At 45.3% G+C, this 13,233-nt stretch carries 10 protein-coding genes; 8 read left to right on the forward strand and 2 right to left on the reverse strand.

Features of this window, described 5'->3' with window-relative positions:
- The first annotated feature begins 689 nt into the window (after positions 1-689).
- From QA601_16405 to QA601_16440, 8 genes are all read left to right on the forward strand, one after another.
- Positions 690-1,109 (forward strand): prepilin-type N-terminal cleavage/methylation domain-containing protein, encoded by a 420-nt coding sequence (locus QA601_16405; protein ID MDG5816680.1) that lies wholly within the window; start codon positions 690-692, stop codon positions 1,107-1,109.
- 401 nt (positions 1,110-1,510) lie between these two features.
- Positions 1,511-3,235 carry a biosynthetic-type acetolactate synthase large subunit gene (ilvB, locus tag QA601_16410; GenBank protein MDG5816681.1) on the forward strand — a complete coding sequence of 575 codons (1,725 nt, stop codon included), beginning with the start codon at positions 1,511-1,513 and terminating at the stop codon, positions 3,233-3,235.
- Positions 3,235-3,702, forward strand: coding sequence for an acetolactate synthase small subunit (gene ilvN / locus QA601_16415; protein ID MDG5816682.1), 468 nt, complete (start codon positions 3,235-3,237; stop codon positions 3,700-3,702). The genes ilvB and ilvN overlap by 1 nt, the downstream gene beginning before the upstream one ends.
- Positions 3,703-4,006: 304 nt before the next feature.
- Entirely contained in the window at positions 4,007-5,107 is a 1,101-nt protein-coding gene (gene ilvC / locus QA601_16420) for a ketol-acid reductoisomerase (GenBank protein MDG5816683.1), read from the forward strand.
- Positions 5,108-5,226: 119 nt separating this feature from the next.
- On the forward strand, positions 5,227-6,783 hold the full coding sequence (leuA, locus tag QA601_16425; protein MDG5816684.1) for a 2-isopropylmalate synthase: 1,557 nt from the start codon (positions 5,227-5,229) through the stop codon (positions 6,781-6,783).
- A 178-nt stretch (positions 6,784-6,961) separates the two neighbouring features.
- Positions 6,962-8,023 (forward strand): 3-isopropylmalate dehydrogenase, encoded by a 1,062-nt coding sequence (locus QA601_16430; GenBank protein ID MDG5816685.1) that lies wholly within the window; start codon positions 6,962-6,964, stop codon positions 8,021-8,023.
- A gap of 76 nt (positions 8,024-8,099) precedes the next feature.
- The gene (gene cimA / locus QA601_16435) at positions 8,100-9,701 is read left to right on the forward strand and encodes a citramalate synthase (GenBank protein MDG5816686.1); all 1,602 of its coding nucleotides are present in this window, start codon (positions 8,100-8,102) and stop codon (positions 9,699-9,701) included.
- 61 nt (positions 9,702-9,762) lie between these two features.
- The gene (locus QA601_16440; GenBank protein ID MDG5816687.1) at positions 9,763-10,782 is read left to right on the forward strand and encodes a branched-chain amino acid aminotransferase; all 1,020 of its coding nucleotides are present in this window, start codon (positions 9,763-9,765) and stop codon (positions 10,780-10,782) included.
- Positions 10,783-10,829: 47 nt separating this feature from the next.
- Here QA601_16440 and QA601_16445 read toward each other — a convergent pair whose 3' ends face one another.
- Both QA601_16445 and ychF read right to left on the reverse strand, forming a co-directional pair.
- On the reverse strand, positions 10,830-12,041 hold the full coding sequence (locus QA601_16445) for a lysophospholipid acyltransferase family protein (GenBank protein MDG5816688.1): 1,212 nt from the start codon (positions 12,039-12,041) through the stop codon (positions 10,830-10,832).
- 38 nt (positions 12,042-12,079) lie between these two features.
- Positions 12,080-13,180 (reverse strand): redox-regulated ATPase YchF, encoded by a 1,101-nt coding sequence (ychF, locus tag QA601_16450; GenBank protein MDG5816689.1) that lies wholly within the window; start codon positions 13,178-13,180, stop codon positions 12,080-12,082.
- Positions 13,181-13,233 lie beyond the last annotated feature (53 nt).

Here is a 13,233-nt window from a genome sequence, read left to right on the forward strand (position 1 = left end):
CTCTATAATGCCTGGTCTCTATAATGCCTGGTCTCTATAATGCCTGGTCTCTATAATGCCTGGTTCAAATTCCCCCTTCCTCCCGCGATCATAGCCCAAGGGTCCCCCCAAACGGATCCTTTCACTCTTTCACCATTGATGCCCGGGGGTGACCCAATCCATCGCCTTTAGCCCCATAAAAATCCGTTCTATTCACATCCCCAATTTCTATCTCTGCTTTTTAAATAGCTATGAGGTGTGAGCATTGGCATTGAGCAGGAAAAGAGAAAGATGAATCGCAATTATGTTCTTCATAATATATTAGAACAGTTACGCCTCTCGGCTACGCCCGGGGAACTGCTTAAGTCATTTCCTAATCTTTTACTCCTGCATTATTCATTAATTAGTAATTGGTCATTAGTAATTAGTAATTATATTACCTCCCTCCACAATATATTTTCCTATATCCATCATTTATATACCAAACCACACACGCTAACCCGATCAAACTACCGAAGTTCTGTTACAGTGTAAAAAAAAAGAGTAAAAAAAGCAAAAAAAAGTACAAAGCTGTTGATTTTACCGTTTAACGGTCTCTATACTTTAATTAGATGGTAGCGTGAGTCTATCATTTGAAATTGAGCGCTCAGAAGAAATTCTGAAAAAATTAACAATAAAAGTCATTTTTCATTTAAAAGAAGGGGTGTCTTATGTTACGCAACAAAAAAGGTTTTACACTCATTGAGCTCATGGTCGTTATCGTCATCATCGGTATCCTGGCTTCTCTGGCTATACCACGTTTTACAGAAGCAGCTACAAGGGCAAGAGCTTCCGAAGCTCCATCTGTTCTGGCTTCATATGAGAGTGCTCAGCTGGCACGTGTTGCTGAAACTGGTTTCGTTGGTAGTATTGGTGGTGGGGATCTTTTATTTGAAGAACCTGAAAGTCAGTGGTTTGGTTATTCGGAATCGATTAATGATGATGATACTGAAGCAACTTATATTGGTGCGCCTGGCGATTGGGCACCTGCTTCCCTCATAGATTTGGAAACTGTAGTGGCAAATCATGGTGACCCAGCACGCGACGGAGGTTGCGATAGACTTCTACCCAACTGGAGAGAGTACGAATAACCAAAACCCTCCAACCTAAAATTCCCGACTGGCCTCCTCACGGAAGCCAGTCTTTTTTTTTACCCTCCCGCAAAAAAAACTTGCCCCTCTACCCCCGCTCAATGTAAATTCTTCTCTATGCGTACTAAAAATGTGACATACAATCTGATTCTAAAAGCCATTGTCGTGGTCAGTGGTGTGGTGATTATTATACCCAAAGGCAGGGGAACGGGCGCTTAGATTCAGATCATAAATTTAGATCAGGCCCGTTTCCCCAAGAGGGAGACGGGCTTTTTTGCGTTTATATACACTGAAATCTTGATTCAAAACAGTGCGGGAGCTATTTTTATCAGCTATTTTCTATATTCCGGATTCTGTAGTGTAAGGCTTGTAAAGGGATTCGGATCACGTGGAGGTGAACATTGAACAAAACAGGCGCACAGATCGTTATCGACGCGATGCTTAAAGAGGATGTTGAAGTTGTTTTCGGGTATCCCGGTGGTGTGGTTATCCCGATCTTCGACGTGCTCTACGATACTAAAGAGATTAACTTCATTCTGACCCGTCACGAACAGGCCGCGGCCCACGCTGCCGATGGCTTTGCCAGAGCTACCGGAAAAACCGGTGTCTGTATCGCGACTTCCGGACCAGGTGCCACCAACATTATGACCGGACTGGCTACCGCGTATCTGGATTCGATCCCTATGGTTGCGATCACCGGCCAGGTCGCGTCACCGCTGCTTGGCACCGACGCGTTTCAGGAGGCGGATATCGTCGGAATAAGCCGTCCTATCACCAAACATAACTTTTTGGTAAAATCGGTGGATGAGCTTCCAAAGGTATTAAAGCAGGCATTTCATATCGCGAATACCGGCAGACCGGGTCCTGTACTGGTTGATATACCGCTGGATGTTTCCCGCGGGGTGATGGAAAACTACAGCTACCCTGAAGAAGTATCGCTGCGCTCATACAAGCCAAACCTTAACGGGCACGCAAAACAGATAGAGAAAGCAGCTGAGATGATCTCCCAGTCCAAAAAGCCGGTGATCTTTGCCGGGGGCGGAATAATTCACTCAGGTGCCGATAAAGAGCTTAAGGAGCTTGCGGAGAAGACCAATATTCCGGTTACCACCACATTTATGGGGCTGGGCGGGTTTCCCGGTGATCATCCGCTCTTTATCGGGATGCCGGGGATGCATGGAGCTAAGTGTGCCAATTTCACGCTTCAGGAGTGTGACCTTATTATAAGTGTTGGTGCCCGCTTTGATGACCGTGTGACCGGGTATGTGCAAAGTTTCGCTCCCAATGCTTCTATTATACATATGGATATAGACCCCGCGGCCATATCAAAGATCATTAAGGTCGATGTTCCGGTGGTGGGTGACGCGAAGAATATCCTTACCGCGCTCAATAAGATCATTAAGAAGCGTAAGGCTGATTCCTGGAACGATCAGGTCAATGAGTGGAAGGGTGAGAAGCTTTTTAGCTACACAGATTCCGACTCGGAGATTAAGCCTCAGGCGGTTATCGAGAAGCTTTATGATATCACCAAAGGAGAGGCACTGGTTGCCACCGAAGTGGGGCAGCATCAGATGTGGGCGGCTCAGTACTTCAGGTACTTAAAGCCCAGAACGCTTATCTCTTCGGGCGGACTTGGAACGATGGGATTTGGAATGCCGGCCGCGATGGGTGCCGCGTTCGGGAACCGTTCGCTTCCGGTTGTGGATATAGCCGGTGATGGATCTATACAGATGAATATCCAGGAACTTGCAACACTTGCCATAAACAATATACCGGTGAAGGTTATAATACTTAATAATTCATATCTGGGTATGGTTCGTCAGTGGCAGCAGCTCTTTTTTAACAGACGTTACAGCTCGACCTGTTTACGGGGCGGATCATTGTGTCCTGTATGTAATGGGCCGGAGAATTGTACAAAAAAATATATACCCGATTTTGTGAAGCTTGCGGAGAGCTATAATGTCGCGGCGTTTCGCTGTGATGAACCGGCTGAGGTGGAAAATGTACTGCGCAAGGGCCTTGAGGTTGATGGTCCTGCGGTGATGGAGTTTATTGTTAGCCAGGAGGAGAATGTGTACCCCATGGTTCCTGCCGGCAAACCACTTGATGATATACTGGAGGGATAATGAGCACGCATACCATATCTATTTTAACAGAAAACCATAGTGGTTCACTTTCCCGGATTGCGGGGCTCTTCTCAAGCAGAGGGTATAATATCTCCACTCTTACCGTGGCAGAGACCGACGATCCAACCATGTCGAGAATGACCATTGTAGTTAGTGGTGATGAAGAGATACTGGAGCAGATTGTAAAACAGCTCAATAAGCTTATAGACGTAGTGAAAGTTATCGATTTTAACGATATGCCTAAAATCGAACGGGAACTTCTTTTGGTGACCGTTGATCTTAACCGCGCGTCACGTCATGAAGTGGTTGAGACCGCCAATCTGTTTAACGCTACGGTAGCCGGAGTGACACCTTCATCGGTGACCTTTGAGTTCTCGGGTGAAAGAGAGCGTGTCGATGACTTTATGACCATGTTAAAACCCTACGGAATTCGCGATGTCGTGCGTTCCGGTGCTGTTGCCATATAGGGTTTGGGAATAAGAGGGTGCGGGAAACAGTGAAACATTCTCCTGCCACTCTGCTCTGAAACCCGGATTGGGCAATGGTGTAACGGGGAGAGAATTTAACAATAGTGTTATTGTAAGTTTGGTGATATATTTAGACAAAGTAAGGAAATAGTTTTGTAACAGAGTGCGGCAGTATTTTCGGCAGGATTTCGATCGGGTGTATAACCCCAAAGCTTCTTTTAATCTTCCGATGATCTGCGACCATAGATGATAATAAAACAATCTACATTTTTCATTTTTTCACATTTCAGAAGGAGCCCTTTTTATGGCAGTGATCGATTTTGGCGGTGTAAAAGAAGAGGTAATCACCCGCAAAGAGTATACCCTGGCCAAAGCACGTAAAACTCTAAAAAAAGAGACTATAGCGGTAATTGGATATGGGGTACAGGGGCCTGCCCAGGCGCTCAATTTAAAGGATAACGGTTTTAACGTTATCATTGGTCAGTCAAAGAAGTTTAAGGCCGACTGGGAGAGAGCCAAAAAGGATGGTTGGGTTCCTGGCGAAACACTCTTTGAAGTTGAAGAGGCGGCAGAGAGAGGTACAATCATAAAGATGCTTGTTTCTGATGCCGCTCAGATGTCAGTATGGAAGAGCATAAAGAAGTATCTCAATGAGGGTGACGCGCTTTATTTCTCTCATGGATTCTCTATTGTGTACAAAGATCAGACAAAAGTTGTTCCACCGGAAGATGTTGATGTGATTTTGGTTGCTCCAAAGGGAAGTGGTACATCGGTACGACGTAATTTCCTTTCGGGTGCTGGTATCAACTCAAGTTACGCGGTGTATCAGGATTACACAGGCAAAGCAGAAGAGCGTTGTATCGCTCTTGGTATTGGAATTGGCTCAGGGTACCTTTTCCCAACTACTTTCGAAAAAGAGGTTCACAGTGACCTTACCGGTGAGCGTGGTGTGCTTATGGGTGCATTGGCCGGTCTTATGGAAGCGCAGTACCAGGTTCTTCGCAGAAACGGTCACAGCCCAAGTGAAGCTTTTAACGAAACCGTTGAGGAACTTACACAGAGTCTTATCCGTTTGGTTGACGAAAACGGTATGGACTGGATGTACTCAAACTGTTCTGCTACCGCGCAGCGTGGTGCTCTGGACTGGAAGCCTAAGTTTAAGAAAGCTACACAGCCAATCTTTACCGAACTTTACAAGGCTGTAGCAAGTGGTAAGGAAACCAGACGTGTGCTTAATGTTTGCGGAAGAGCAAACTACAAAGACAAACTGGAAAGAGAGCTCGCGGCCATAAGAGAAAGCGAAATGTGGAAGGCTGGTAAAGCGGTACGTGACCTCAGACCTAAAACAAAAGCCCGTGATATCGATAAATCCACAAAGGGTATATCAGGAAGAGGCGAAAACTAATTAGCCTTATCGATCGGTTCAGATAGTTTGCGCTGGTTGATACTGCTCAGTAATTACTCTGGCCCGGAAACTGTTCCGGGCCGGATGTATTATGCGGCAAAGAGGAATTATAAATTTATATGAATGAAAACAAGATCATAATATTTGACACCACGCTTCGCGATGGGGAGCAGGCGCTTGCTTCAAGCCTCTCTATGGAGCAGAAGTTAAGGATCGCCAAACAACTGGCCCGTCTTAATGTGGATGTCATAGAGGCTGGTTTTCCTGTCTCTTCACCCGGGGATTTTGAATCGGTTTCCACTATCTCTAAAGAGGTGCGGGGGCCTGCGGTGTGCGGGTTGGCACGCGCGGTGGAAAAAGATATTACGGCATGCGGCGAAGCCCTGAAGGGTGCTAAGAGACCACGGATCCATACCTTTATCGGAACATCACAAATTCACACCGAGAAGAAGCTGAGAAAATCCGAAGACGATATTTTACAGCTGGTAAAAAAGAGTGTGGAATTTGCCAGAAACTATACCGATGATGTGGAGTTTTCCGCTGAAGACGCCGGAAGAACCGGTAAAGATTTTTTATGCAGGGTTGTGGAAACTGCCATTAAAGCAGGGGCAGGCACCATTAACATTCCTGACACTGTGGGATACACCGTTCCGGAACACTTCGCGTCTATAATGGATCTGATTTTTGAGCGTGTTCCCAATGTGGGTGACGCGGTGATATCGGTTCACTGTCACGATGATTTGGGTATGTCTACCGCTAATTCCCTTACTGCCATCGCGCACGGAGCACGGCAGGTCGAGTGTACGATAAACGGAATAGGGGAGAGAGCCGGTAATGCCGCACTGGAAGAGATCGTGATGGCTTTAAAGGTACGAAAAGATCTTTTCAATGTTTATACCGACATCGAAACTTCGGAGCTGATGCGCACAAGTAAGCTTATCCGTGATATCTGTAACATGCCGGTACAGCCAAATAAGGCTATTGTGGGGAGTAATGCCTTTGCTCATTCATCGGGGATTCATCAGGATGGGGTACTAAAGGCAAAAACCACCTATGAGATTATGACACCTCAGTCGGTCGGCCTTAAGGATAACAAAATGAACCTTACCAGCCGTTCGGGTAGTCATATGGTTAAATCCAGGCTTGCGAGTCTGGGCTATGAGGAAGCTGATTACACGCTCAGTGATTTTTATACAAAGTTTAAAAACCTTGCCGACAAAAAAGGCACGGTTTACGATGATGATCTTATTACGCTGATGGAGTCAAAGAGCAGCGAGGATCTGGAAGACAGGTATGTGCTTGACTATTTAAATGTTTCCAGTGGTAAAAAGACCGTTCCTACTGCAACGGCCAGAATCGTTATTGATGGAGAGGTTAAGCAGGAAGCAGCTTGTGGCGATGGCGCGGTTGATGCTGCCACCAAGGCGATCGACAGAATCGTTGGGTTTGATATAGAGATTGAAGGGTATCATCTGGATTCTGTAACGCAGGGCAGAGAGGCTCTGGGAAGGGTTGCTATCACTGCAAGTGCACCTGAAGGGCACTTTGTGGGAAATGGAACCAGCACCGATATTGTTGAAGCATCAGCGTTTGCTTATATGGATATTATCAACAAAATCGCGCGGATGAAAATGTTTAATAAAAAGATTCCGCCCAAAATTGATATCAGCCTGTAGTACAACAGCGTACTCGGAAATCTGCACCGGAGCAGTAAAAAGAACAAGGGGAAAAGCGGATACAGTTTGCATTGTTACAACTGTGTTTATAAGTGAATAAATAAATAACTGTATCCTGAAATTTCAGACTGCATAAACTTATACTGTTTTACTAACCTTATACAAAAGGATACAGAGGATGAAATCGTACAATATCGCTTTAATGCCGGGAGATGGAACCGGGCCGGAAGTTCTTAAAGAAGGTGTAAAGGTAATTGATGCAGCAGCAGCGAAGTTCGGTATTTCCTTTGACTATCAGGAGTACGATTTCGGTGGTGAAAGGTACAAAAAGACCGGTGAAACACTGCCCGACTCAGGTGTTGAGGACCTTAAGAAACACGACGCTATCTTTCTTGGGGCTATAGGTCATCCCGATGTAAAACCCGGGATTCTTGAGCTTGGAATCCTTCTGAAACTGCGTTTTGCCCTCGATCAGTACATAAACCTGCGCCCTGTAAAACTCTATCCCAATGTAGAGACACCGCTGAAGGATAAAGGGCCTGAACACATAGATTTTGTCGTTGTACGTGAAAACAGTGGTGGTATCTATACCGGTATGGGTGGCGCCACGATGGTTGGCACTCAAAACGAGATCGCCACACAGGTAATGTGTTACTCAAGACCGGTGGTTGAGCGTTGTATCCGTTACGCATACGATCTTACACGCAAACGTAACAAGAAAAAACTTCTCACACTTGTACATAAGTGCAATGTTCTTACCGATGTTGGTGACCTGTGGGTAAGAACTCATGAGGAAGTGGGTAACAGCGATTATACCGATATCAAACAGGACTATAACCATGTAGACGCATGCACAATGTGGATGGTAAAGAGTCCTGAGTACTACGATGTGATTGTCACATCTAACCTTTTTGGTGATATCATTACAGACCTTGGCGCCATGATTCAGGGTGGGATGGGAATAGCTGCTGGCGGAAATATCAATCCTGAAGGTGTATCGATGTTTGAACCTATTGGCGGCAGTGCTCCAAAATACACCGGACAGAATATCATTAACCCACTGGCTGCTATTTCTTCGGGCGCTATGATGCTTGATACATTAGGGGAAACAGAAGCAGCCGCGGCAATCGATAAGGCTGTTAACGACGCGCTGGCATCGGGGAAAATTAAAAGCCTTTCTGCTGGTAGAATGGGTATGTCAACAACGGAAGTAGGCGATTTTGTCGCTTCACTTCTCTAAAAAGAGAATTCGTTAAACTCGCGGTACCTCATGTTTCATTGAGGTACTGCACAAAATACAGGAAAATCGGTACAGTATGACTAAAGAGATGCACAACGTGGAAGTATACGACACGACTCTTCGTGACGGAAATCAGGCGCTTGGTATAAGTCTTTCACTCAATGATAAACTCGATATCGCGGAGAAACTCAACGAGATGGGGGTCCACTATATCGAGGGTGGATGGCCAAATCCCACAAACACAGTAGATACGCAGTTCTATGCACGTGCGGCGAAAATGAATCTTAAGGCTAAGATCGCCGCGTTTGGGAGTACACGCAGACCTAAAAACGATGTTGAAAACGACCCATTTATGAAGATGCTTATCTCAACCGGTGCTCCTGTTGCTACTATTTTTGGTAAAACCTGGGATTTGCATGTAGAGAAGGTTATCAATACCACTCTGGAAGAAAACCTCGCAATGGTCTTTGACTCGGTAAAATTTCTTAAATCCCACATGGATGAAGTAATCTATGATGCCGAACACTTTTTTGATGGGTACAAGAATAATCCTGAATATTCTATGAAAACCCTCATAGCGGCCCAGGACGCGGGTGCCGATTGTATCGTATTGTGTGATACCAACGGGGGACTGCTCCCCGATGAGTTTGTTAAGATTTTCAGAGAAGTTAAATCAAAACTCAATGTAAAGCTGGGTATACATATGCACAATGATTCCGGATGTGGCGATGCTATGTCGTGTCTTGGTGTTATAGAAGGTGCACAACACGTCCAGGGTACGATTAACGGATTGGGTGAGCGGTGCGGTAACGCAAACTTATGCACGATTATTCCCAACCTTCAGCTAAAGAGGGGCTTTGAACTCGTTACTGCCCAGCAGTTGAAAAACCTGACTTCAGCTTCGGTATATATAGCGGAAACGGCAAACGTGACCCCCAATATTCGCCATCCCTATGTTGGTGAAGCGGCATTCTCTCATAAAGCAGGCGCTCATGCTGATGGGGTCAGAAAGGTCAGTCAGTCTTTTGAGCATATATCACCGGAGTTGGTTGGTAACAGCCGTCAGTTTGTGGTTAGTGATCAGGCCGGATCAAGTACTATTCTTGAAAAGCTTGATAAGATACAGCCGGGGATGGACAAGAAAGATCCATCGGTGAAAAAGCTTCTCTCTGTGACAAAGGAGCTTGAAAGTAAAGGATATCAGTTTGAGGCTGCAGAAGGCTCCTTTGAGCTTCTTGCCCGCGAAGTACTTGGGCAGTTTGAAGAACCGTTTGAGGTGATAGGGTTTAGAGTAATAGAAGAGAAACGAACTGATGGTCAGGTGTACTCTGAAGCAACCATAAAGGTGCATGAAGATGGCATCTTCGAGCATACTGCCGCTGAAGGTGACGGGCCGGTGAATGCGCTCGATAACGCTCTTAGAAAATCGTTGATGAAGTTTTTCCCTTCACTTGAAGATGTGAAGCTTGAGGATTTCAAGGTTAGAGTGCTTGATGAGAGAAGTGGTACGGGTGCTAAGGTCAGAGTGTTGATCGAATCGACCGATAAAGTTGATCGGTGGGGGACTGTGGGTGTATCAACCAACATAATTGAAGCATCATGGCTGGCCCTTCTTGACAGTATCAAATACAAGCTTATGAAAGACGCTCTGTCCAAAAAGGAAAAGAAAAGCGTGTAATTAAGCGTAAAAAAACGTTTGTATGAACAAAAATTTTAAAAGTATCAATTAGGAACGCACTATGGCAGCACCATCTATTGATTGGAAAAACATCGGTTTTCAGTACGTAAAGACAAACGGCCTGGTAAAAACCCGCTACGCGGATGGTAAGTGGAGTGGCGTTGAGGTATGTGAAGAGCCGATGTTGAATATTCATGCTGCAGCTACCTGCCTTCATTACGGACAGGCGTGCTTTGAGGGACTTAAGGCCTTCAGGCGCAAAGATGGTTCAATCGCAATTTTCAGGCCCGAGAAAAACGCCCGGCGGCTTATCGATACAGCAAAAAGAGTGGCTATGGAATCCCCGCCAGAGGAACTTTTTATCGAAGCGGTCAAAAAAGTGGTTGAAATCAATCGTGACTGGGTGCCGCCCTACGGTACCGGGGCAACATTCTATATCAGGCCTCTTTTGATTGGAACCAGCGCCCGGGTGGGAATCAGTCCTTCAGAGGAATACGAGCTTCTGGTTTTGGGAATGCCGGTAGGTCCATACTATAAAGACGGTTTTTATCCGGTAAAAGCCTATGTTCAGGACCAGTTTGACCGCGCCGCTCCAAGAGGGGTTGGTAATGTAAAGGTTGCGGGAAACTATGCTGCCGGTATGTTAAGTGATCTTAAAAGCAGGGAAAAGGGTTACTCTATTACTCTTTATCTGGACGCTGCCCAACATCAGTTTATAGATGAATTTGGCACTTCCAACTTCATCGCCATAACCGGTGGTGGAAAGTATGTTACTCCCAATTCAGAATCTATTTTACCTTCCATAACTAATATCAGCCTTCAGGAGATCGCCAGGGATTTCGGGTTACGTGTTGAGTGCCGACCTGTAAAATTCAGCGAACTGGCCTCCTTTAGTGAAGTTGGGGCATGTGGTACTGCCGCGGTTATAACCCCCATTTACTCGGTAACCAGAGGCGAGCAGGTGTTTACCTTTGGTGATGAATGCAAAGCCGGTGAAACGCTTGAAAAGCTGTTCAGGGAAATTCAGGGAATACAGTTTGGTGAGGTGGAAGACAGGCACGGTTGGATGCTTGAGGTTTAATTTGCTTTCCGGGGGAGTATCCCCCGGAATATTGTATGTCTACTCTTTTAAATATGTCCCTTCTTCTCATATTCTTCATAGCCATGAAGGTACCTTAAATAGGTAACCCACTTCATGGGGCTTTTATTGCTGAATGCAAAACGAATCACCTCGTTTTTGTGACAAAATTCAAATATGTTCTTTCTTTGGATCACAAAGTCACTAATAGCATTAACCGGCCAGCTGTACTCTTTATCCCCATCAGTAATACTTAAGGTTTTCGGGGTAAGTTTAGCGTTACCACTTTTCAGTACAATTTCAAAATCGTCGTTTTCAGAATTGAAGGTTTGCATCTCTATTGCACTGCTTTGAGTAAGGAGTTCATTGTCTGTGGCCGCGGCGATCTTTCCTTTAACCATCTCCTTGTGTTTTAGCGACCAGTCATAGAGATCGAAAGCGGGGGTACTCTTACCCTGTTCAGTAAATCCGCAATGTGCGTCCATGAGCCATGATTTGTTACAGTGTGAGCAGGTGACAGTACTGCCCGAAACTTCCAACATGTCTTCACTGTTACAATGAACACAGTTCCACACGAAGTTCTGAAGACCCAGGGCTAAATTATTACCTGAGAAAGGTGCCTTTTGGTTATCGGGGTCTTTCACATCATTTTGATAGATAGACTTTTGTATAATTGAGAGAAGTCGCTCTTCGCTCATCGATTCAATTTCCTGAGCGCTGAGAGTTTTAAAGTCAATGTGAACGCGTCCTTTGCGAAGACTTTCAGCCCACCAGGGTTTCATAAGAAAATTACCCTTCAACCGCACCAGTACAACAGGGCATCGTGCGCGCTTTGCGATTTTTTCTATCCCCTTGTAGATCGGTTGTGTTTCACCGTCCCAGGTCGTCTGGCCTTCAGGAAAAATGCACACCGCGTCCCTCTCTTTAAGTCTCTTGAGGGTTAGTTTCATTGCTTTAAAGTCTGAAGACCCTTTTTTCTTGGGAATGGTACCGACATTTCTAAGATACCAGCTGGTTATTTTGCCGACCCTGAACGCATCATCATTAATCATCAGATAAAATGGTTTAATGCTGTAGAACCCAATAAACCAGGGATCAAAAAAAGTTCCGTGATTTGAGACTACAAGAAAGGGTGGTTTAGGAAAACGAAATGAGGAGGGGTGTTTGTTAAACCGGTACCTCTTTTTTAGTGAAAACAATATGAATGTTTTTGAAATCACATTCCACATTGTCCAATGTCGTAGTTTTTCTTTCAGTTTCATGGGTGCACCTGTGATTGAGTCTTTATGAACGGTTCTTTTTACACATTAAACTTGAAAAATACAATATCCCCATCTTTTACCACATATTCTTTTCCCTCTGAGCGTACCTTCCCCGCGGCTTTGATGTTTGCTTCTGTTTTATAGTTTTGCAGGTCTTCGAGAGTGTAGACATCGGCGCGTATAAAGCCTTTTTCAAAGTCACTGTGAATAACGCCAGCGGCCTGAGGGGCAGTTGATCCTGCGAGCATGGTCCATGCTCTGTTTTCTTTTTCGCCGGCAGTGAAAAATGTTCTGAGTCCCAAAAGCTTGTAAATAGATTTTGCCAGGGTGTTAAGGCCCGGTTCTTCGAGTCCAAGGCTTTCAAGGAACTCTTTTCTATCATCTTCATTGAGCTCAGCGATCTCTGATTCTACTTTTCCGCTAATTTTTATGCATTCTGCTCCCACACTCCGCGCGTGTGCTTTTAACTTTTTAACACTTTCATTGTCTTCATGAAGTTCCTGTTCGTCTACATTGGCAACATAAAGCACGGGCTTTGCGGATAACAGGTGTAACTCAGCGATCGCTTCCATCTCCTCAGCGCTTTGCAGTGCTTCTCTGACCGCCACCCCTTCAGAGAGCTTACTTTCAACTTTTTTGAAGATCTCAAGTTTCCTTTTCATCTCTTTATCACCCGATTTCGCGGCTCTTTCGACTCTGGTTACTCCCCGTTCAACCGTATCAAGATCCTTGATCATAAGCTCCGTTTCGATGGTGTTGATATCGCGCAGTGGGTCTACCGAGCCATCCACATGCACCACATCACCAGTTTCAAAACAACGCACCACATGTGCGACAGCATCAACATCCTTAATATGACCCAAAAACTGATTACCAAGCCCTTCACCTTTACTGGCCCCCCGAACCAGACCGGCAATATCGATAAGCTCCAAAAACGCGGGGATTACTTTCTGGGTGGGGATAAATTCTGTTATGCTCTTAAGTCGCTCATCGGGTACAGCAATGATGCCATGGTTTGGATCGATGGTACAGAATGGATAATTCTCAGCCTGAGCTTTACCTGAGCCTGAGCACAAAGCGTTAAAGATCGTTGATTTTCCTACATTTGGTAAACCGATAATTCCTGCAGCGAGTCCCATAATGTCCTTTTATTTGGTTTAAGTTGAAGTGTTTCCGAAGTATTGAAAAATAG

This window comes from Chitinispirillales bacterium ANBcel5, from assembly GCA_029688955.1.
GTDB lineage: Bacteria > Fibrobacterota > Chitinivibrionia > Chitinivibrionales > Chitinispirillaceae > Cellulosispirillum > Cellulosispirillum alkaliphilum.